Below are 22,056 nucleotides of genomic sequence, written 5' to 3' on the forward strand. Positions count from 1 at the left end.
TTATATTTTTTTAATCCCAGACTTCATTTATCCAGCACCTCATATTTTGAGTGCTTACTTTTAAACTCAGGAACGAGCACCTTCATCTGGCGAACAATATCCATGTCATTATAACTGTTTTTGGTAATTTCAACTAATTTGTTTATCTGCTCACTAACTTCCTCATATCCAAGTTCACGTACAGTAGCAAGTTTTATTTTAGGATGTGAGGACGGTTTGGTATTCTCTTCTTTGTTTAGAAGTTCTTCGTAGAGTTTCTCACCATCGCGCAAACCAGTATATTTGATTTGTACATCCTGCGCACCAGAAAGTAGAATCATTCGTTTTGCAAGATCAGCGATTCTCACCGGTTTACCCATATCAAAGACAAAGATTTCACCACCGTTACCCATAGAACCCGCTTGCAAAACAAGACGGCAAGCTTCAGGAATAAGCATAAAGTAACGTATAATATCGGGGTGAGTAACAGTTACAGGGCCACCGTTCTTTATCTGCTCCTTAAAAATAGGGATGACTGAACCATTTGAACCAAGAACATTGCCGAAACGAGTGGTTACAAATTGGGTGCAGCCTTTTATCCTCCCATCGATAATAGCTTTGTTAAGGCTCTGACAGTACATCTCGCAAATACGTTTTGAACACCCCATGACATTAGTGGGATTAACTGCCTTGTCGGTACTTACCATTACAAATTTTTTGGTACCATATTTAACGGCAAGATCAGCTATAATACGTGTGCCATCTATGTTATTGGCAACAGCTTCGCCAGGATTATCCTCCATCATTGGCACGTGTTTGTAAGCAGCGGCATGGAATACATAATCCGGCTTATACTCCCTGAACACAACCTCCATGTGTAATTTATGACCTATACTGGCGGTAAGTGTAAGAGCAGGGATATCGGCAAATTTACGTTTCATCATCAAACGGATATCATGCAATGGAGTCTCAGCCTGATCTATAAGCACTAACTGTGAAGGCTTGAAAGAAGCTACCTGACGGACAATTTCACCACCAATGGAACCGGCAGCACCGGTAATCATAACACATTTACCTGTAAGAATCTTACCGATCGCATCGAGATCAACCTCAATCTGATTACGAGGCAGGAGATCTTCAATGTCAATCTCCTTGAGTTGTGTATGGCGCAGGTCACTTTTTCCATCCCATTCCTGGCTCGAGTGAACCATGATTTTTACTCCGGCTTCGGCCAATGAGTCAATCATTTGTCGGTTATCGCGTAGACATTCTGTCTTCAAAGGTGAAACCATCAATACAGTGGCACCTTTCTGTCGCATCTTGGCTACAAGATTCCCGTTATTGGGATAAATCTTGGTACCCATCAATATGTGTTGCCAATCTTTAGAATCGTCACTCACAAAACCAGCAACAACAAACTGTGATCCTTGCGAGTGAATGCTCCTAGCCAGTGCTATCCCTCCTTCTTTTACACCATAAATGAATACTTTCTGCGCCGAAGCACTTACAAAGCATATATCAAATACATATTTTACTAAGATACGTAAACCCCACATTCCAGCTGTCCCCACAATAAAACTAATAAGCAGTACTTGCCATGAAAGTGATACTAACACTTGATCAATCGGAATGAATAGTCGGACAAAAGCCACAATTGTCACGCCAATAAAGTTAGCCATTGCAATACGGTAAAGGTCTACGAACGACGAGTAACGAATGATACTACTATAAGTATGCATTATCCTGAAGCCAATCAAATAGGCCAACAAGTAACAGCACAGTGAGACTGTAATACCAAAGAAGTTTGCAAAAATATCAGAAGAGTTGACATGAAGCACTTGAGCAAACAATCCTGCTCCAACAACTACAGAGGAATCAATAAAAAGTATGAACCAATAGGGCAATGCTCCTTTACTAAAATACTCAAAAAATAATTTTAATAATCTATCCTTCATCTATCCATTTCAATTGATTCAAATTAAGAAATTCACATCCTTAATCTGAAGTAGCAATGTGTGTGTGTTTATATTCAATATTTATTATAAATAAAAACCCGTTTTCTACCGTTTCAGAAAGTGAGAAAAAAACTTTTTCAACCTTTTCATTTTTTTATGTTTGTGACCTTCATCACCGTAACCGTAACCATACCCGTATCCATAACCATATCCATAACCATATCCCCTATGCTCCAAAGGAACGCCATTCAGTATCACAGACAGATTATGAAGCTGTTCTTGACGGTACATATTCTCCAACTCAGGCAACTGACGACGATCCATTACACCCGAACGGACTACGAAAATAGTTAGGTCGACCACACGGTTTACGATAGAAGCGTCAGCTACTATGCCTGCAGGAACATTATCCACAATGATATAATCATAGCGTTTACGTAGTTCGGCTATCAGACGATCAAAGCGCTCACTCAACAACAATTCGGCAGGATTGGGAGGTACGGGACCGGAGAAAATAACATCCAGTTTTTCAAACTCTTCACTCATGCCCACAATATCGTCCACCTTATCCGTACTGCCGGAAAGGTAGTGCGTCAACCCCATACGATTGGAAGAATTAGAGAAAATACCGCTCAATGTTCCCTTACGGATATCAACGTCAACCAGAACAACTTTTTTATTTGTCTGAGCGATGCTCATGGCAAGATTACTCGATACGAATGTCTTCCCTGCACCCGGATTGGCGGAAGTAAACATGACCACCTGTAACTTTTCAGACTTCACACGCATAAAATCCATGTTCGTACGAATGATACGGAAAGCCTCGGAAACAGAATCACGACCGTTTTCACGAACAACAATGCCATCCGAATCCTTACCCTTATTATTATTGCCATGACGGGGAACATTACCCAAAAAAGGAATAGTCAAAACTTCATCCAACTCCTTACGGGTACGAACTTTAGTATCCATCACATTCAACAACCAAAATACGCCCACAGGGATAGCCAGCCCTAAAACAATGGAAGCCAGGACAATTGTCATTGTTTTAGGAGCTATCGGAGCACTACTGCCCGAAGCGGAATCTATGATACGGGCATTGCTTTCGGTAATAGCTTGTGTCAAAGCGTTTTCTTCGCGTTTATTCAACAAATACAGATAAAGTTCTTCCTTGATTTTCTGCTGACGCTCTACCGTAAGTACATATTTCTGCTGGGCAGGTACAGCTTCAATACGCTTCGAGGTCTGTTCTTCCTGCTCACGGATATTCTTCAACTGGATATTCAGACCGACAATCAGGTTATCTACCGAACGGATAATCGTCTGCTTCATAGCACCCAAAGAGTTATTCAGATCTATCACTATCGGATTCTTACTACTACTGCCCACCACCAGTTTGTCACGCTTCAAGAGAATATCATTATATTCCTTAATCTGAGCCTCAACACTGTTATCTGAAATTCCGGTATTGGCAGGAATCAAATCTGAATTCTTTTGAGGATCAGTCAAATACTCCTTAATGTATCTGGCAATACTCAACTGATTCTCCAGACTGAGACCTTCCTGCTGGTAACGGCTCGTATTAGCAAGGTACATACCTGTTTCGGAAGTAATATCCGTCAGTTGATTTTCACGTTTAAAACTTTCGATATTGGCATCCACACTACCCAATTCACGTTCGATGATAATCAGACGTTCATTAATAAACTTGGAAGTATTCACAGCTATCTGGTTCTTATCATTGATAACATCCTCATTATAAACAGCAATAAGCATGTTCAGAACATCTTCTGCACGGGCAGTGGATACATCATCCAGAACCAGGTTGATAATGGTAGCCGTCTTGCTGGCAAGAGATACTTTCAACCTGCCACGATACCCTTCAATAACACTCTCCAAATTGGATTTGACTACATTTACAGGCTTACCATAAAAGGCATCCGTATAGTATAACGTAGGAGTAATGACCATCGGACCGATCGGAGTAGAAACCGTATCATTCAGATGTACATCCAAAGCCTCTTCCGAATGAACTCCCCCACCCCCTACAGCTAAAGAGAATCCGGAAAGACGTACCGTAACGGAATCCACAGGGGTAACCACTACCGTTATAACCTGACGCTCCTCCGCCTCAGGAAAAGAAACGGTGACCGGAGCATGGGTATAAAGTTCATCATTGCGCAAACCATTTTTTACCTTATAACTCATATCCAAATGCAAACGCCGCGCAACCTCTTCCATCAGATGACGGGATTGAAAGACAAGTACTTCATTGTCCACATTACGTTTACCACCGAAAAGAGACAGATCAGAAAAAGCCGCAGATTCACTCATTCCACCACCTTTGGAATCGTCACGAATCAGAACGGATGCTTTCCGACTGTATACTTTGGAAGAAGACTTTAAATAAAAGAAAGCGATCCCGCCACAAACCAAAACAGACAGTACAAACCAATACCAATTAACCCATATAAGATGGAGAATATCGGTGATATTAATTTCCGGCTCTTGTTTGCGGACATCATTGTTTTTGTATTCAGTATTCATTGATTCTTTCTTAATATCCGGAATTATTTAAACATAGTTACCATCAAAGAAGTGATAGACGCCAATACCGAAACGGCAGACAACCAAACGCCCACAGAGTTATTGGAGTTGATGCGGCTCTGACCAGTCTTCGCCTTGTTGGGCTCTACATACACAATATCATTTTGCTGTAAATAGTAGCACGGAGACTGAAAAATATCGGAAGAACGAAGGTCATGATACAGAATGAGACGTTTACCATCTTTTTCGCGAATAACGGCTATACGGTCACGACGACCATAAATAGTCAAATCACCTGCCATACTCAAGGCTTCCAGCAGAGTTATCCGGTCGCCGGAAATATCGAATGTACCAGGACGTGCTACTTCGCCCATCACAGAAACTTTAAAGTTCAGAAATTGGACAGTAACAATAGGATCTTTTATCAAATCCTCACTGATGAGTTTTTGTTTGATCAGTTCGGTAACCTGCATACGAGTCAATCCCTCCACATGAAGCTGTCCTAAGATAGGAAAGTCAATATCACCGTTCTGATCGACAAGATAACCTAAAAGACGTTGTTGTCCGGAAGTATTACTACCTATCTGATAAGTAACCATAGGCATATTGAATGGCATTGCCAATTCCGGATCTTTACTATTCACAAGGATAGCCAACAAATCATCCTTATGGATTATAACTTCATAGTTCTTATCAATAACCTCTTCTTTCAAAGAAGTAATATCCTGTAAATAAAGCACCTCTTTGGGAGCAGAACAGGAGACAAAAAGCGCCAACAGACACAGCAAACAATTATTCAGAAATCTCATTCTCATAAAACAGCTATTAAAACAATTCCGTAAATTACAATATGACTCACTCTACAATCTCCCAATCAGGCCAGGGATTGGTTTCCAGACTATCCAAATAATCGGAAACTTCACATTCCGCTTTAGTCCATTCACGTCCAGTCCAACTATTCATAATTGCACGTGCTTCCTGAGCTAAATCCTCATCAAAAACTTCACTATAACAGGCCACTAAAAGCTGGCACTTCAGTAAGGAAGCAGGGAGCTGTTCAAACAATTGCCAACTACGATCAAGCAAGGACTGGATTTTTAAATTTTTATTACCATGATCATAAATAGTAGCATGATAAGCAGTCAATAAAACATAACAACGCTGTGCTTCCTCTTCAATATTAGAACCCCGCAATACAAAAAGAGCCTCAGCCTGACGGTAGACTTCTGTATTGAGTGCACAAAATTCATTGGAATAAAGAGGAGTCCCATCAAAACCCAGATTAAGAAGATCACGGGTTATACGGCACAAAGTATCAACTTGTGATTGAAAAGACAACATATAGATAGATTTACAGTTTAGCGATTTACAGTTGACTATTGATAAAAAAATACGGAACTAATCATTTTCTTTTATTCACAAATAGTATCGGGGATCAGTTCTATCAAAGAAGGATGAATATATGCAGTGGCCACAGCCATAATGCCTTTGATACAAACAGAGACACGGCGATCGCCTTTTACACGGATAACAACACCTTCCACCCCTTCGAAAACACCACCGACAATACGTACACGATCCCCTTTCCGTAAAGAGGTAAGGGCTGGATCAAGGTAAACAATCTGTTCATCGTAATTACCTGAAACTGCAATAAAACTTCGCATCTGCGAATCCGGAACAATAAGTGGACGATTCGTCTCACGGTCAATGATATAGCGTACAGATAAAGAAGAACCAAGAGACCGTTTGACACGATCAATACAAACAAAGGAACTATGAACAAACACAAGGTTATGTACAACAGGAACCAATTTTCGTATCTTACGTTCTCCTTGCTTCACGTACTCATAATGCATCGGAATGAAATTCTCTATACGCTCGGCATCAAGCACTTCTTTCAACTGTAACTCACGGCTATAGGTGACACGAAGTGGATACCAACAGATGTCTGTGGATTTGTTCACAATTGGATATTCTTTGGGGACACCGGGGTAATAAAACTCCTTCCGGTCAAGCGTGTATAAAATGGATTATCAATTCTTAAAATACACTAGCCCTCAATAGTTTCCCTATCACAGGAGACAAAACATAAAGAGGGGAGATATGTATTATGCACTATTTTATATCTATTAGCACATAAAAAACTATAAACAAGACATTTAACACCAAATAGTGTTTCAATAGACGTTCGTTTATTGGCACACTATTTTAGAAAGACCTTTATTCCTATTCAGGTTAAATTAATAATAAACTAATTATTCTTATATATATACACTCAATTTACTATGAATCAATAAGATATATTCTAGTTAAGATATGATCTGATCATTTTTATTGAAAAATATTTTGTACATTAAAAAAAAGGACATATTTTTGTGCCAATAAACGAACGTTTATTGAAACACTATTCAAATAAAAGAATAATATCAAACTACTATTAATCAACAATTAAGAATCCCTATTTCACTCTTACTTTGTATTGATAATAATATTCCGAAAAACACTCCAAATACTCGCATTTTTCTGACAATAAGTATAAGTAGAAATTATACTTTCCCTGCAAAATGAGTTCACTCCCATTTCAAATCTTCTTATTTAAATTTAGTTAATAGATTAAACGAGGAAAACCATCTCATTTACCAACATTCGTTCATACATATGTACGATATAAACCAACACGCAACCACACACCCATATTTTATTACAAAACAACTAAACCAATCAAAAACAAGAAAATATATGAAATAGATTTTATTTTACTTTTGTAGTTTGGATTTTATGAAAGCACACATTTCTCTACGAGATTCGATCGATTCCTCGTAGAGAAAAGCCCCGTTCCTCGTAGAGAAAAACAAGATTTCTCTACGAGGAAGAAATAGACCTTGTAACCATTTGATATACAACTTCTTACAGAAGTGCCAAGAAGCTCCAAAAAGTGTTGATTTTTTCTCAACACAATGGCACTGAATTCAACCGTCGAAGACGGCCATGAAGATAAAAGAATTGTTACATAAAAATCTAATCAGAATGGTCAAAACAACCATCTATGTAAAGCCCTATCTGGCGGCTTACATGTATGTACGCTATCAAAACAGCGTAGTCACGGAGCTCAATGCTATCAGGTTAAAAAGTATCGAAAACTTGTATCATGTTATCAAAAACCTCACAGTTAAACGTCCACGAGACGTATCATGGCGGGAAACCGGAAATCTGACTCTCATAATACCCGCCCCAAGATACGGGAAAGAACCCGAAACATACAATTACCTGGGGCACAACAGTGTCATCATCATCGAAGAGGAAATAGAAACAATGCTGAAAACTGAGTTACACAGTATCATGCTGAAAAATAAATTCCGGAACGGAATCATGTATAAAAAATCACTGCTATTATTTATGGATAAATATCACATTGAAGACAAACACGAAGATGCCCTCATGAAATCGTTCCAGAGATGGAAAAAGAGAGTAGAGGAAGAAAGAAAAAAGTAAGGTAAGACTCACCACAGAGTTACACGGAGTTTTAATTGTTGAAACGCAGAAACTCGCAGATTCACGCAAAGAGTATCATAGCTTACGTATAGCGCAGCCATTTAATCTGCGAAAATCTGCGATCATTTGCGTTTCAATGATGGTATCATTTAATTAGGGTAGAAGGGTGATGCGAAGCAAGAAATAAACTATATTCCTCTTCTTTATTATAGGAGTCCTGCAAAATCGCTCCCTGTACCTTTAGATTCTCCCAACGCTTTTTGGGATTGGATAACTCTTCCTTTGCTTTTAGCAATGCAACTGAAAGTTTCTCATACAAACTGTCCGTCTCAGTCTTTGTTATAGTTGCATCCGCCCATTGGGCAACTTCTACAAGAAGCAACGGTTCAGATGACATGATTATCAGATATTTATAAGGATAACGTTTTCTTATTCCCTGTAATATCTGCGTTGCATTCTCTTTTTTACCGGGACCGGCACCTATCAAATCGGATATAATAATATCAAATCCCTCAGCAAACAAAGGGGTAGGAATAGCTTCTATCACTGTGAGGCATTCGCTCTGAAAACTTTCTTTCAAATACTGCCGCGTTTTATATTGGTCATCAATAGCAAGGATATTAAATGTTCTCTCTTTTAAGGAAGTCACAGAAGAACATTTCGTTACCTTAATATTACTTTCCTCCCGCTTTGCATTTGCCTTATTCTGCTTTGACAGATAAAAGCAGTACCAACTAAGAAACAGCAATAGAGCACATAAATAGATAACATAATGTCCTGATACATCATGAAATAATGCAATCAAAGATGACACACCACCTACACCTGTGACAACAGATGCAAAATAAGTGCTAAGCGTTGTTTTCAGAACCTCCTTTAAGAAATTTTTCATATCTATTTTATATACAAGATTACTGTTTTATTAATAACTGATGTAAATCCGCTTGTTGTGTTTTGCAAAATGGAATTATAAAATCCCCATCTATGACAGTCCAGATGTTCCATTTCTGCCAGAGAAACGGGCTTTTCATTCCTTCCTAAATCATTAAAGCCACTTTTCGCCCGGAAAACAACAGAACTTGTTTCAATATCAATATTCATTTCCAACTTTTCTTCTTTCACCTTACGATGCTCCAGCAAATGATATATAATGCCATTCAAATAGATATATAAAAGAAGTTCTTTGGCCGGAAAAGAAAAAGAAGGCAAAAAGTCTTTATCATATTCTATCTCATCCCGATAGGCCACACATATATTATTCAGAATTGTATCCAGCGAAACCGTCTTTTCCAACGGATTGCCATACACACACATGTCTTGTGGCAGCAGAAGATAATCAATATAAAAAAACAATGCCTGCATATGTAAATAGGAGACCCGCATACAATTACATATAAAAAACATCTCTTCGGGCAATTCCAGACGGTTAGAAGTAGCCCAATTGCAGATATCCGATAATTTCCGATAACAGGTACGTATCACACGATTCATTTCATGAAGATAGATACCTATCGCTGTATTATCTGAAATACCCTGTAAAAATGCAGGAGCAGAAGCAGGGATATCACGATGAGGGAACACTAAGATAATCGAAAAAAGTTCATAAGGTACATTATCGTAACTGTTGCTGGCTTCTTCACCACTTTCCACTATGACCTGTACCTCTTGCGAATCGGCTATTTCTTTCACTATGCTCAACCCCAATCCATGTCCTTCAGTTGTCAAATACTGAGCATTAATCCCACGATATTCATGTTCTAAAACACGCTTTGCTTCGTCCTCTTCCAGCCGGGGGCCAAAATTAGAAAAAGTAATCTGTTTATATTCATCATGCACTTCCATCTGCATATCGATAGTAGTGTTCGGCATACTATATTTAACAGCATTATCCAGTATTTGCGTAAATACCAACCTAAATAAAGGCGAATAATTATACAAAGTCCAGGCCTCTCGTTTTTGTTCGGGTGTCTCTATATCCGGAGCTATCAGAATCTGATTCAACCTTCGTGTTCTTACTTCACGAGCGTCTTTTTTCCGATACATATTATGATATTTTTTGTGATTCTTATCACTATTATAATCATTAATGTATTTTCTGCATATCTCTCCGACATTCATAGGACCACACTCTTCGTTGGCAGCAAACATCCGACGGTAAATATCCATTTCTTCCCGGGATGCAGACAAAGCACACAGTTTCTTTCCCAATGGAACTGCAAGAGATTCGTCCATAGTAGAAGAAAGTACTTCTATTTGTTCCTGCCATTTTATACATTCGTTCGCAAAATGAATGACTGCCTCATTGCACTGCGCTATCAGATTTTGGTTAGTCATAGTTCTATGATATGATAAAAATAGATTATAAGAGCCTGTTTATATTCAACTCACCAGAGAAGTCTACATGCAATATTAGCAAGATTTACAATCATATGCAAGGTTTTGCAGAAGATTTAATCATATAACATACGACTACTCTTATTCAAAAACAGTATAAATAACAAGAAGGTGTCAAAAACCTGAGAAAGCTATTAATATATAAATTTAGAAACGCAGATTGACGCTAAGTTACGCAAAAATTAAATTAAATCTGCGTAAATTAGCGCTAATCTGCGTTTTAATAATAGCGAATTCTACTTTTGCCCCTCTTATAGCAACTTACTAATCAAGAAGTTAACGCGTAATCATCAGCCGTTCATTTTTAACAGAACCATCCTGTAACTCAATTGTCACAATATAGTTGCCCTCTGCCAGATCCATTGCCCGAACAGTAACTTCTGTTTGTCCGGTAAACAAAAGTTCACGCACAGCAAAACCGGTTAGTGAATAAATGAGAACACGCTTAATTTCCTGATCAGCACGCACATACAGGATATCATTTACCGGATTCGGATAGATTTGCACATCCTTTTCGGCGGACACGGCAGACAATCCTGTACCTCCTCCGAACAGACCGGACTGGCTCTTTAAAATTGTAAATGTCGTAGCCCCTGTAAACTGGCGTTGCGGACGCATTATCTCCTCAGCCATTTCACCATCCACCTTCAGACAATGGTCTTCGACAGTTACAATATAAGTTTGACTACCCACCTGCTCTACATGATCTATTTGAAACAATTCGTTCATATCTTCCTGTGTTTTCACAGCACCCGAAGGTGGGTTAATCACTTTATAAGATCCAAATTTAACCGACATCCAGCGCCCTTTTAACTCATCACCGGCAGGAATCATAGCATCGGTAACAAAAGCATTGCAGGAAGCGCCGTCTTCCTTGCGTACAGTAGAGGTGATAGTTCCGGAATATTTGTAGTTCTCTATTTCTACCGATTCTTCTCCCACGGACAACCGGGAACCGTTAATCAAAATACTCTTCGCCTTCTCTGCGTCTTTACTCTTTGAGAAAACAGCTATCTTACCTTCCATTGCATAACGTCCATCGGCTGTCGATATCTTCTCTGCCGGATCAATACCTGTAATCAGCGTATTGTTCAGATTCACAAGAATCACGTCTTCACGGCCATCGGTAAAGGTGACAGACACTCCCACATATTCTTCACTATTCTGATTTAACGGAACTTGTTTTACCGAAACAATCTTAGAACCACCATTATACGCCTCCATCACATGGGTAAACAGACTACGCATGCCACTGTTTCCGGTGCGGCGTTCCACCAAAGCCGGACGCCAATATTCATACATCGTTGTTCCGGTAGCACGACGATAGGAATTAGGTGACTTACCTAAATATACCGTAGACCGGGCATCATCCACAGCAAAAATCTTAACACCTCTGGAAGCATCCTGTACATAAGTCACGTTCCATTCTCCGGGAGATTGCGCTTTTGACATTTCACGAAAAGCACCATACCAGTTTGTTTTATCACCTTCTACCACCGGATCTTTATAGGTTACTCCGGTTGGCAAAAGTGGGTATTGGCTGTTAATCTTCGTCATAGACAGGCTGGTTTCAGTCGTCTGATCATACTGTGTAGAACCGTGTAACAGATAGTCGTGCTTCGTTCCTCCCTTTACCACAAATAAGTCGAGCAGATAAGGACGAGACGGATCAATCGTATTCAAAACATGAATACGCTGATAACGTTCTACTTTTCCCGGACGGATCGTTTTACTATAAACCTCTGTTGCAGCCACCCCGTCGAGCCCCGGTTCAAACAAGGTGAAGTAACCATTTGTAAATACGTGTCCACTATTGCCAAGAACCTGGCGGCCTGATGTAAAATACTGGGTCAGTTCTTCGTCAACGGCAACCAGGTTATGAGCCGTCACACTATTCGTATAATCGCGTCCCGGAAGACGGGAATAACGGATATCACCAATCTGCTCTTCTCCATTGGCATAAAGGGTCATAGACATCACACTATTGCCCACATGATTGGCTTTATCATTCGCTCCGATATTCGATTGAATCTGCTGATCGCCCGTACCTGCTCCCAACATGGCATGGTAGTAAGCCGGCAATAAATAAGATTTGGTAGAAGTTCGCTTATCGCTGTATCCGGCCGTGGTATCATCAAACGGAGCCATATCTCCATTCGGAAATCCAACCTGTTTATGAACCAACGTCGTGCGCTGAGTAAACTCCTTACGTGTAACAGATTTTGCAGCAATACGGCGCATCGCGTCAGTTTTCGGTTCAAACATACTGAAATAATCTTCCAACAGCTTTACGTTTGCATAGTTCTCATCGGCATATCCTCTGTGGTAAGAGAAGGACTCAGGATACATACCGTCACGCTTGAAGTTGTTTGCAATACACAACGTGTAATAACGATCGACAAAATCGATGATTTTTTCTTTCATTACTTCGTCTTCAATAATAGCAGCCACCTGAATCAGCACACCAATATGTCCCACCAGATTGGTAGATTGATGAGTAGACATCGGCTGGTCAATCACCCATAATCCTATATTAAGGAACAAATCATCAACAATATGCCGGCGTACATCGTAGCCTCTCTCTGCCGAAAGCTCCTTTAGCGCCTGACTTTCATAAATACGATCAAACGATAGTAGTTCTCCCTCATGAAATTCATGAGTCAACCCGTTATGATCCGAAGCACGTTGTACATTCGGATATTTCGAAAGGTCACTCTTATTCACAATCCGGTCTTTATTCCATCCTTCGGTCATAAAGAAATCAGGAACCGCATTTGCCCATTTGTCCAAAGCCAAAGCTACATAACGGGCATACTTTTCATCTTTTGTCAGTTGATAGGCTGCTCCCAGAATTGGTAAGTTCTTAGTCATAAAGGCTGTTTTTCCATAATCAATCTGAGCCTGTACATAGGTGTTGCCTTTGGACGTTTTATAATACGGGACTTTAACGATCTTTCCGGTCATAACCTCCGCATTGGCATATAAAACCGTATAATTACTGTTTGGAAACACAGTACCGGTAGCCTTACAGGTTATTTGGTCCGGCCGGGCGGGATCCCATGTCCAATCCGTACTATTAACAGAAGCCGGACTGTGTTGCAAGCTACGGGGGGCTTGTGTGGGAACTAATCCCAGCCATTCAGCTTCCGTATAAGTGTCTACCAGTTTTTTGGCATTCGACAAAGTAGATGAGTTATTTCCTAACGGATAATAAGGCCGGGTAAGCGGTTTGGTATAATTGTCATTCTCCAGATATTTCTGAACAATCAGGCCTCCCAAAATAGGGCCATACCCTTCTGCGGTTCTTGAGTTATATGAATAAGAACGAATCCGATACGTCACCGGAACCTGAGAAATAATAGCTTCTTTATTAATATAATGCAGATAGACCCAGCCGTCTGCAGAAGGATGTTTCACCTGTATCACCTCTGTCCAGGAACCATCTGCATTTTTTTTATCGAGTGCAATGCCATCTGATACGCCCGACTTATAAGGTTTCAACAGAAACAGGGCTATCTTACCGACACTGGGTAGTTCCGGTAAAGTTAAACTACTGGTTATATGAGATTCTTTAAATGCCTCCGATGCATCGGCTCTATATAAATTTTTCATATTCAGCATGCCGATAGAGTTATTATAATTTCCGGGACGCACTTGTTTCACTATATATTCAAGTTCAGTTCCGCCAATATTTGCCACCTCTGAACCCTTGTAGACCTTGCGGGTCCCTGTAATCCAACTTTTAGCCCAATAATCATTCGCAGTGCTTCCGTTGCCGGGCGCCATGGACTCATTCCCCCAAACTGCCGACAAAAATGAATCATAAATATAGCATTCGCCTACATTGATATTAGTTACATCAGATAAACTTTGTGCCTGAGCGGTCAGTGTGAGCGCACACACGCTCATCAGGAAAGATTTAAAAAGAAGTAGTGTTTTTCTCATTGCATTCCATCTTTATATATTAATAATAGATTAACGGTTGCAAATTAACCTCTTTTTTTATAGAGAGAATTGAAGTATTTTCTCAAAAGATTGCACTAATATACACAAAAAGAGATGGAAAGATAATAAATCACCTTTTCGCCTCTTTAATTTCTCACAACCCGATAGGTTGCCCGGTTATTTTACTTTCTTTAGAACCCGTGCCGGATTACCCACGGCAACACTGTCAGCCGGTATATCTTTAGTAACTACACTTCCTGCTCCAATGATACAACGATCTCCAATCGTCACTCCGGGACAGATAACAACGCCGCCACCAATCCAGCAGTCTTCACCGATCGTAACCGGATAAGCATATTCCTTCGGTTCACGCCGTTCTATATAATCCACCGGATGATGAGGGGTATAAATCTGCACACAAGGACCTACCAGTGTATGGGCTCCGATCGTTATATATCCACCATCCAGAAAAGTACAGTTAGCATTGACAAATACATGTTCGCCTAGCCGAATACCATCACCGTGATCACAGTGAAAAGGCGGGCAAATAACAGATGTAACAGGGATATCCGGTATCAGCTCCTCGAGCAAAGGACGATATTCCTCGTCATAAGTACTCAACCCACGCATACGGGCCAATAACTTTTTAGCTTTCTCAAAACGTACCTGCATTTCCGGCACAGACATATCAGCCAGTTGCCCATTACGCATTTTTTCTACTTCACTCATCTTATTCTGTTGCTCCATTAGTGAATATTAATTTTTTTTCGTTTGATAATCGTTCATTAAACTCAAATCCTTCCCAGTGAAAAGCTTTCAAATCCTGCGGAGATTCTATCCGGTTTTTCAGAATGAAACGCGTCATCTCCCCACGAGACATTTTGGTGTAAACTACAATTGTAGAAAGTTTGCCATTCTTCCATACATGAAATTCGGGAGTAACAATCGTCACTTCCTGTTCTATACGCTTCCAGTCAAACAAACCACGCATTTCATCACTTGCCAGATTACATAGCACGCCTCCGGTGGCTTTGATCTCTTTGAGAAATGAATCGGTAAGCCGGGACTGCCAATAAGAAAACAGAGTTTTACCACCTTGCTCAGGGAGTCTTACATCTCCTTCAAGACGGTACAAACGGATAAGATCTAACGGACGAAGTAAACCGTAGCAAAATGAAGTAAGCCGAAGATGTTCCTGTGCATAACGAAAATCATCTTCTGAAAAATCTTTCGGATTCAACCGCTTAAAAACAATACCTGTATAGGCAAGCAGGGCCGGAAGCGTACGGGTGTCCTCTGAATGAAAAGCCTGATAACGTTTGTAATTCTCGACAGCAATCCTGGGATTCACACGCAACAAATGCTCTAACTCTTCTACAGAAAACTGCGACATCTCTAAAGCAACTTCTGCCGCTTCTTTCTGAAAATTAGGTATAGTGGTAAAAGGGACTTTCACTTTCGAAACATCACTCATGGTTTTGGCACAGGATAAAAGTATAAGCATAAATGGAGGATTTACGATTTAATAATTTACGATTTACGATTGATAAATGACAATTGGCAAATCACAAATGAGGATTTACGATTGATATTAGTTTAGAGCAAAGTTAAACTTTTTAGTTGTACCTTTGTTGTTCATTTAATAAAAATAACAATCAGTATGGGAAAGAAGTTTTATTTTGCAGCAATGCTCTGTGCTTTTATTATGACAGGGTGTACAAACAGTAAAAAAACAAATAATACCGACAGTATGAGTGCAGATACTACACAGATAGCAGATATGCACAATGCAGAAACCTCACTTGATTATTTTGGAGAGTATAAAGGAACAATTCCCGCAGCTGACTGTCCGGGGATAGATGTTACTCTGGTATTCAACAAGGATCATACGTATACACAGAAATATATTTACCAGGAAAGAAAAGATGCGGAATTTGATGAAGCAGGTACTTTCGTAATAGAAGGCAATATATTGACTACGACTTCCAAAGAAGGAGATAAATCTTATTATAAGGTGGAAGAAGGCCGGATAGTAATGCTGGATGCAGACAAACAGCCCATCACAGGAGCACTTGCTGATTTGTATGTGTTGAAGCAGGAAAAAGTCTTTTAATTACGCTTTTGGGGTTCACCACAGAGGACACAGAGTTTTTTAGACATAAGAACACAAAACTGAGATTAGAGCATAAAGACGGATTATGCAAATAATATGTTCTTTTGTTCTTATGTCTAAAAAACTCTGTGTCCTCTGTGGTGAAATATATTCTAATATCCGATAATTACTTTCCGGATTTCTTTTTGTCCTCCGGTAGTCAAGGTTACCAGATAAGTTCCCGGCAATAAATCGATGCTTGCTGTTGCTCCGGTTTCTACCTTTCCCTTGGTTATACACTGCCCGGAGATGGAATAAAACTCATAATACCCTGTAACCGTGGCATGAGATTCTATTAACAAGTGGCTGTTACCTGTCCGAATCGTAAAGTCCGATACAATAGTATTTTCAATACCTACTCCATCCGACGCTTTAAACAACTGCCACTCAGCAAGCTGAAACAATCCGGTTTTCCCTGTCACATTGAGTTTAAAGCTTTTATATGCCTTCCGGATAGTACCGGATATTCCAGCATTGTATAACGTCCCAAAAACAATTGGTTCTTTCTCGCATCCAGTTTGTCCCATTTTTTACCATCAGCAGAACCATACAGAGTCCATTCGGAAGGATCACGATCGGGAGAATCATTAGCCGAAATCAAAGAGTAACCTCCGATCTTCACTGCTTCGGGTAAATCATACTGTATCCAGATACTATTGCCTGTAGATATTTGTGTACAATACTTAGTATTTATGTTGCCATCACCCAGATTACCATATCCCTCGTGAGGAAGTGTATTAAACTGAGCACTCAGCATACCTCCGTTTGTCTTATCCATCAAAGAGCTACATAACGGTTTGTCACAACCAAACAACTGGAGTTCTGCAATAGCCAAACTATTACTACCATTCACTGCTGTCACCGATAAACGGAAATAGTCATATGCAGAGAAACTAACTTTTTCGTCAAAAATCTTTGTTTCATTAGCACCAAATGTGATCCCTACCTGCTTGTCGACAGCTCTCCATATAGCTGATGTTTTCGTACGACCTTCCAGTTTCCAGGACATGGGAGCTTTAGAAGCATCTTTACCCGATGTAATAGCATATGCTTTCAAGCCAACCGGACGAGACATTTCCACTGAGAACCAGCATTCCTGCTGATCCGGGAACGGAGTCTCAAGAATTGTTTTTGCATTATTGTCCCACAAAGGGGTTGTGTCTATTCCGCTAACAGAGGTTTCTGTTACTATCCCGGAATCACTTTTATCATATTCGGCAATCTGCAAAAACAGATCTTCCGGAAGAGCCGGTATATCTGCCTCCGGAGCGATACTGCGTGTAATAATATTAGCTAAAAGAACATAGCCTTTATCATTCGGATGGATTTTATCACCTGTCAGATAAGCCTTCCCTTCAAACGGAGAGTGACAATCTATAATCGTTACACCGGTTTCTTTGGCAACCTGATCAATCATAGGCATCATATCCTCAGTCATTACCTTATCATCATTAATCCAATTATTCGGTCCAAACAAAGGAAGAGGATAACAGATATAGATTTTCGGTTGGCTGGAAAGGGCTTTAAATGAATTTACAAGCGCTATATAATCGCCCACGTATTCATTTTTAATATTATCCCAATTAATATGTTTCGCATCATTTGTTCCCAATTTGATAACAACGGTATCCGGATCGTACTTTAAAGCATTCTGATAACGTTCGTGATCCCAATAAGAAGAAGCAGTGTTATCGAACTCTTTTCCATTCTTCATTAAAGTACGTCCGCCATTTCATTGTATTGTCACCACTTAGATTCACTTTCCAGCCTCTCAGCATTCTGAAAGGATTTTCATGAGCCCCTGTCATTCCGCTGTAACTGTCAATATTGACAATACGTTTGCCCTTACCGTCAGCAGAAGCTACACTCAGTAAGTTCGCCGTATTGTAGAGCATAACGGTATAGGTCTGTTTGTTTTTTCCGTCTTCCGAAACAACCTCTATATTCAGTTCGTTCAGACCATCAGATAAAGCAATCTCTCCGATACCATTGATTTTTGCATATTCGCTGGAAGATTTGGCAGAAATAAAGGCTTTTGCATTTTTCGTTTCCATCCGGTATAAATCCCCTTACTACCTCCGAAAAACCGTTGTATCTATCTCCCAATCCTACAAAAGGGTACTGCTGCATAGAAGGAACTGATTCTGAAAAAATCAGAGACGTAAAAATATTCAATTTGTCAGGAAAGATAGAACGAGAATTTTTTAGCAATAAATTCGATATAAGCAATATGGAAAAAGGGATTTATTTAGTACAAGTCAGTACAGAAAATACTCGTTGTTCTTTGAAACTTGTTAAAGAGTAAAATGTCTTAAAAGTCAGGTAAGAGATAGGAAAATAAGTTAAATAAATAACTTATATTTCCTATCTTTGTATCAACAATAACAAAAAAAACAAATTTATTTAATAGATCTAACATGAAGAAAATAACAGCATTATCTCTTGTAGCAATGTCCTTCTGCTGGAGTATTAACGCCAAGCCTGTCTTACCGGCAGTATTCTCCGACAACATGGTATTACAACAACAAACACAAGTCCCGATATGGGGTCAGGCCGACAAAGGAAAGAAAATAAAAGTGATTCCTTCATGGGATGGAAAAACATATACAGTTTTCACCGATGCAGAAGGGAACTGGAAAGTTGAAATTCCAACCCCTAAGGCCGGAGGGCCATATAATATCAGTATCTCGGATGGAAAAGAAATAAAATTATCCAATGTGATGATTGGAGAGGTATGGATCTGCTCCGGACAATCCAATATGGAAATGCCCGTTAAAGGCTGGGGTAGAGTGCTAAACTTCCAACAGGAAATTGATAATGCCAACCATCCTGATATTCGCTTATATCAAGTGAAAAAGACCGTGAGTCCTATCCCACTCACAACAGGAGAAAGTACTATGGGGGGATGGCAGAACTGCTCTCCGCAAACAGTAGAAGATTTTTCTGCAATCGCTTATTTCTTTGCCCGAGAACTAAATCAAAAGTTAAACGTTCCGGTGGGAGTCATTGATGTTACCTGGGGAGGAACACCAGCCGAAAGCTGGACCAGTACAGGTACCCTAAATTTAATGTCCGATTTTCATAACGAAGTAACGCTTCTTCGGAAAGCAGAAGAAAATATGCCCGAAGCGATGGCAACATACAATCAGATGATGGATGAATGGGAAACAGGAGTCAGAAAGAAAGATCCGGGATATGAGGGCAGACAAGCCAAATGGGCAGCAATTGATTACAACGACGATTCATGGGGAACAATACAATTACCGGGATTTATTGAAGAACAGGTAAATCCGAAATTCGAAGGTTTCATGTGGTTACGCCGCGAAATAGAACTATCGGATGAATGGCTGAAACGTGATTTAAAAATAGAGTTGAACCAAATTGACGATAATGATATTACCTTCTTCAATGGACAAGAAATAGGACGTACCTACGGCATAGGCACTGTACGTCATTACACAGTGCCACGTGATTTATTGAGAAAAGGAAAGAATGTACTAACAATCCACTTAGGTGATACGGGTGGAAACAGTGGAATCCCCGGAGATCCTTCTATGCTTTATGTTACCAATGGCAAGAAAAAAATATCTTTGGCAGGAGAGTGGAAACAACGTATCAGCATTCTCAATAGAAATGAAGTGCCACGGCAACCTTTGTCATTCCAGACCTGCCAATACTACCCTGCTGTACTGTTTAACGGAATGTTGCGTCCATTAATTCCATTTGAAATGAAGGGAGTTATCTGGTACCAGGGAGAAGCTAACGCAAGCCGTGCTTATCAATATCGTGATCTGTTTCCTTTAATGATTCGGAATTGGCGCAGTCAATGGAACAAAGACTTCCCTTTCTACTTTGTACAATTAGCAAACTTCATGCAACGTGCAGATAAGCCGGAAGAATCAGCATGGGCTGAACTCCGTGAAGCTCAGGCTCAGACACTGGAATTAGAGAATACGGGAATGGCTGTTACCATCGATATAGGGGATGCGAATGACATTCATCCTAAGAATAAGCAAGAAGTAGGACGCCGACTTTCGCTAATTGCATTAAATCAGGCATACGACAAGAAAAACAGCTACTCCGGACCACAGTACAGTCATATGTGCTTAAAAAACAATGAAATCGAAGTCACTTTCAAACATACTGATGGGCAATTAATCGCTAAAGGAGAAGAATTAAAAGGATTCACCATTGCAGGTGTTGATCACAAATTCTATCCGGCTACGGCCCGAATTGTAGATAACAAAGTGATTGTTTCCTCGGAAAAAGTGCCCTATCCTGTAGCTGTACGTTATGCCTGGGCTAATAATCCGGAATGTAATCTGTATAATAAAACAGGACTGCCAGCTTCTCCTTTCCGCACTGACGACTGGCCGGGAGTCACCCTAAATAACAAATAAGCACTGCTCAAATTAAAAAAACACCTCTCATCGTACCTCTTTCTAAAACTCAGTTTAATGAATAAGAGGTGCGATGAGAGGATAATTGGTAACCTCGATACGTATATGCATCAAAGAATACGGATACTTCCCCACGAAACGATATCACGTGAAGAGAAACCAACCATCACATTATAGTTCCCTTTATCCTGTAAGAACCTTTTGGCAGCAACATCATAATACATGAAAGCATCTTTAGTAACCATCATCTTCACCGTTGCCGATTCGCCCGCTTTCAGAAACACCTTCTTAAATTGCTTCAATTCCTTCTCCGGACGTTCTACAATGCCTCCTTCTTTTCCAAGATATAGCTGTACCACCTGTGCTCCATCACGTTTTCCCGTATTGGAAAGTTTGCAGGTTACTTCTACCGATCCATCTGCCAAAGGTTCAGAAACAGACAAGTTGGAAAGACAGAAATCCGTATAAGACAGACCGTAACCAAAAGGATACTGTACTTCACGCTGCAACTTATCATAACCACGATACCCTACAAAAATACCTTCCGTATATGCAACATGTTTATCACCATCCGGGTCATAATAGCTATTATATACCGGATTGTCTTCCCAGCGTTTCTCAAAAGTCATAGGTAGTTTGCCAGAAGGATTTACATTACCAAACAGCACATCAGCTACCGCCGTACCGCCTTCCTGTCCGGCGTACCATCCCCATAGCAGACCTTTCAATCCGGGTTCCCATGCCTGTATCTCTACATTACCACCTGCATTGACTACTCCGACTACCGGTTTCTTACATTTCAATGTCCTTGCAATCATTTTAGCATCGGCATCAGGCAATGCAAAAGTACGGTCAGCACCTTCGCCTTCTGTGTCCGAACTATGCCCGAAGCAAGCAATCACCATATCTGCACGATTCAGCTGATCTACAAAAGCATCCTTCTTTTCACCTTTATGCCCCCAGATTAAAGCAACTGCGGCACCTCCACCTTCCTGAAAGTATTCAAAGCGAATGTCGTACTTCTTACCTGCTCCCAATGTTTTTGTTACAGAAGAGTTGCGGAAACTACCTACACCCCATTGATCAGCAACCAGTTCATTATCAAGATACAAGCGATAACCATCATCGCCGCCTACAGAAAATTCATACTCTCCTGTTATATCCGGGCGTACCACACCGGTCCATCTCACGG

Annotated in this window: 18 protein-coding genes; 4 read left to right on the plus strand and 14 right to left on the minus strand. The window is 40.2% G+C overall.

Features of this window, described 5'->3' with window-relative positions; all coding sequences use genetic code 11:
• Positions 1–23: 23 nt before the first annotated feature.
• From QX565_RS12715 to QX565_RS12735, 5 genes are all read right to left on the minus strand, one after another.
• Positions 24–1,934, minus strand: coding sequence for a polysaccharide biosynthesis protein (locus QX565_RS12715; protein ID WP_289292935.1), 1,911 nt, complete (start codon positions 1,932–1,934; stop codon positions 24–26).
• Positions 1,935–2,039: 105 nt separating this feature from the next.
• Positions 2,040–4,481, minus strand: coding sequence for a GumC family protein (locus QX565_RS12720; protein ID WP_289292936.1), 2,442 nt, complete (start codon positions 4,479–4,481; stop codon positions 2,040–2,042).
• Between the two features lie 23 nt (positions 4,482–4,504).
• Complete coding sequence (locus tag QX565_RS12725; protein WP_221649763.1) at positions 4,505–5,296, minus strand: polysaccharide biosynthesis/export family protein; 792 nt, start codon at positions 5,294–5,296, stop codon at positions 4,505–4,507.
• A 40-nt stretch (positions 5,297–5,336) separates the two neighbouring features.
• Positions 5,337–5,822, minus strand: coding sequence for a UpxZ family transcription anti-terminator antagonist (locus QX565_RS12730; protein ID WP_007487194.1), 486 nt, complete (start codon positions 5,820–5,822; stop codon positions 5,337–5,339).
• A 71-nt stretch (positions 5,823–5,893) separates the two neighbouring features.
• Positions 5,894–6,445, minus strand: a complete 552-nt coding sequence (locus QX565_RS12735) for a UpxY family transcription antiterminator (RefSeq protein ID WP_007487192.1) — start codon at positions 6,443–6,445, stop codon at positions 5,894–5,896.
• A 1,063-nt stretch (positions 6,446–7,508) separates the two neighbouring features.
• Here QX565_RS12735 and QX565_RS12740 point away from each other — a divergent pair.
• Complete coding sequence (locus tag QX565_RS12740) at positions 7,509–7,973, plus strand: hypothetical protein (protein ID WP_007487190.1); 465 nt, start codon at positions 7,509–7,511, stop codon at positions 7,971–7,973.
• A gap of 145 nt (positions 7,974–8,118) precedes the next feature.
• Here QX565_RS12740 and QX565_RS12745 read toward each other — a convergent pair whose 3' ends face one another.
• The 5 genes from QX565_RS12745 to yaaA all read right to left on the minus strand — a co-directional run bounded on the left by QX565_RS12745 (position 8,119) and on the right by yaaA (position 15,816).
• Positions 8,119–8,865, minus strand: coding sequence for a response regulator (locus tag QX565_RS12745; RefSeq protein WP_007487189.1), 747 nt, complete (start codon positions 8,863–8,865; stop codon positions 8,119–8,121).
• 2 nt (positions 8,866–8,867) lie between these two features.
• Entirely contained in the window at positions 8,868–10,307 is a 1,440-nt protein-coding gene (locus QX565_RS12750; RefSeq protein WP_289292937.1) for a sensor histidine kinase, read from the minus strand.
• Positions 10,308–10,643: 336 nt separating this feature from the next.
• The gene (locus QX565_RS12755; protein WP_289292938.1) at positions 10,644–14,312 is read right to left on the minus strand and encodes a T9SS type A sorting domain-containing protein; all 3,669 of its coding nucleotides are present in this window, start codon (positions 14,310–14,312) and stop codon (positions 10,644–10,646) included.
• A 177-nt stretch (positions 14,313–14,489) separates the two neighbouring features.
• Positions 14,490–15,041 (minus strand): sugar O-acetyltransferase, encoded by a 552-nt coding sequence (locus tag QX565_RS12760; protein WP_221649766.1) that lies wholly within the window; start codon positions 15,039–15,041, stop codon positions 14,490–14,492.
• A 1-nt stretch (position 15,042) separates the two neighbouring features.
• A complete protein-coding gene (yaaA, locus tag QX565_RS12765; protein WP_221649767.1) occupies positions 15,043–15,816 on the minus strand; it encodes a peroxide stress protein YaaA in 774 nt (257 codons plus the stop codon).
• A gap of 156 nt (positions 15,817–15,972) precedes the next feature.
• Between yaaA and QX565_RS12770 the strand changes: the two genes are divergently transcribed.
• A complete protein-coding gene (locus QX565_RS12770; protein ID WP_289292939.1) occupies positions 15,973–16,425 on the plus strand; it encodes a copper resistance protein NlpE in 453 nt (150 codons plus the stop codon).
• Positions 16,426–16,577: 152 nt separating this feature from the next.
• On the opposite strand, the gene QX565_RS12775 is transcribed toward QX565_RS12770, so the two are convergent.
• From QX565_RS12775 to QX565_RS12785, 3 genes are read right to left on the minus strand one after another with little or no spacing between them, the layout of a single operon-like run.
• Positions 16,578–16,886: a T9SS type A sorting domain-containing protein gene (locus tag QX565_RS12775; RefSeq protein ID WP_289292940.1), complete on the minus strand. Its 309-nt coding sequence runs from the start codon at positions 16,884–16,886 to the stop codon at positions 16,578–16,580.
• Positions 16,883–18,178 (minus strand): GDSL-type esterase/lipase family protein, encoded by a 1,296-nt coding sequence (locus tag QX565_RS12780; protein WP_289292941.1) that lies wholly within the window; start codon positions 18,176–18,178, stop codon positions 16,883–16,885. Before QX565_RS12780 ends, QX565_RS12775 begins: the two co-directional genes overlap by 4 nt.
• Positions 18,153–18,518: a hypothetical protein gene (locus tag QX565_RS12785; protein ID WP_289292942.1), complete on the minus strand. Its 366-nt coding sequence runs from the start codon at positions 18,516–18,518 to the stop codon at positions 18,153–18,155. Before QX565_RS12785 ends, QX565_RS12780 begins: the two co-directional genes overlap by 26 nt.
• A gap of 35 nt (positions 18,519–18,553) precedes the next feature.
• Between QX565_RS12785 and QX565_RS12790 the strand changes: the two genes are divergently transcribed.
• The gene (locus QX565_RS12790) at positions 18,554–18,769 is read left to right on the plus strand and encodes a T9SS type A sorting domain-containing protein (RefSeq protein ID WP_289292943.1); all 216 of its coding nucleotides are present in this window, start codon (positions 18,554–18,556) and stop codon (positions 18,767–18,769) included.
• A gap of 112 nt (positions 18,770–18,881) precedes the next feature.
• Positions 18,882–20,864 (plus strand): sialate O-acetylesterase, encoded by a 1,983-nt coding sequence (locus QX565_RS12795; protein ID WP_289292944.1) that lies wholly within the window; start codon positions 18,882–18,884, stop codon positions 20,862–20,864.
• A 110-nt stretch (positions 20,865–20,974) separates the two neighbouring features.
• On the opposite strand, the gene QX565_RS12800 is transcribed toward QX565_RS12795, so the two are convergent.
• Positions 20,975–22,054, minus strand: coding sequence for a glycoside hydrolase family 3 C-terminal domain-containing protein (locus QX565_RS12800; protein WP_289292945.1), 1,080 nt, complete (start codon positions 22,052–22,054; stop codon positions 20,975–20,977).
• Positions 22,055–22,056: the final 2 nt, after the last annotated feature.

It is taken from the genome of Bacteroides sp. 41_26, from assembly GCF_949740115.1.
GTDB lineage: Bacteria > Bacteroidota > Bacteroidia > Bacteroidales > Bacteroidaceae > Bacteroides > Bacteroides nordii.

Excerpts from the sequence above, each read along its gene's own strand:
- QX565_RS12720 (WP_289292936.1), bottom strand. The coding sequence starts at position 4,481 with ATGAATACTGAATACAAAAACAATGATGTCCGCAAACAAGAGCCGGAA.
- yaaA (WP_221649767.1), bottom strand. The coding sequence starts at position 15,816 with ATGCTTATACTTTTATCCTGTGCCAAAACCATGAGTGATGTTTCGAAA.
- QX565_RS12785 (WP_289292942.1), bottom strand. The coding sequence starts at position 18,518 with ATGGAAACGAAAAATGCAAAAGCCTTTATTTCTGCCAAATCTTCCAGC.
- QX565_RS12760 (WP_221649766.1), bottom strand. The coding sequence starts at position 15,041 with ATGAGTGAAGTAGAAAAAATGCGTAATGGGCAACTGGCTGATATGTCT.
- QX565_RS12780 (WP_289292941.1), bottom strand. The coding sequence starts at position 18,178 with ATGAAGAATGGAAAAGAGTTCGATAACACTGCTTCTTCTTATTGGGAT.
- QX565_RS12725 (WP_221649763.1), bottom strand. The coding sequence starts at position 5,296 with ATGAGAATGAGATTTCTGAATAATTGTTTGCTGTGTCTGTTGGCGCTT.
- QX565_RS12745 (WP_007487189.1), bottom strand. The coding sequence starts at position 8,865 with ATGAAAAATTTCTTAAAGGAGGTTCTGAAAACAACGCTTAGCACTTAT.
- QX565_RS12795 (WP_289292944.1), top strand. The coding sequence starts at position 18,882 with ATGAAGAAAATAACAGCATTATCTCTTGTAGCAATGTCCTTCTGCTGG.
- QX565_RS12740 (WP_007487190.1), top strand. The coding sequence starts at position 7,509 with ATGGTCAAAACAACCATCTATGTAAAGCCCTATCTGGCGGCTTACATG.
- QX565_RS12755 (WP_289292938.1), bottom strand. The coding sequence starts at position 14,312 with ATGAGAAAAACACTACTTCTTTTTAAATCTTTCCTGATGAGCGTGTGT.
- QX565_RS12770 (WP_289292939.1), top strand. The coding sequence starts at position 15,973 with ATGGGAAAGAAGTTTTATTTTGCAGCAATGCTCTGTGCTTTTATTATG.
- QX565_RS12730 (WP_007487194.1), bottom strand. The coding sequence starts at position 5,822 with ATGTTGTCTTTTCAATCACAAGTTGATACTTTGTGCCGTATAACCCGT.
- QX565_RS12750 (WP_289292937.1), bottom strand. The coding sequence starts at position 10,307 with ATGACTAACCAAAATCTGATAGCGCAGTGCAATGAGGCAGTCATTCAT.
- QX565_RS12715 (WP_289292935.1), bottom strand. The coding sequence starts at position 1,934 with ATGAAGGATAGATTATTAAAATTATTTTTTGAGTATTTTAGTAAAGGA.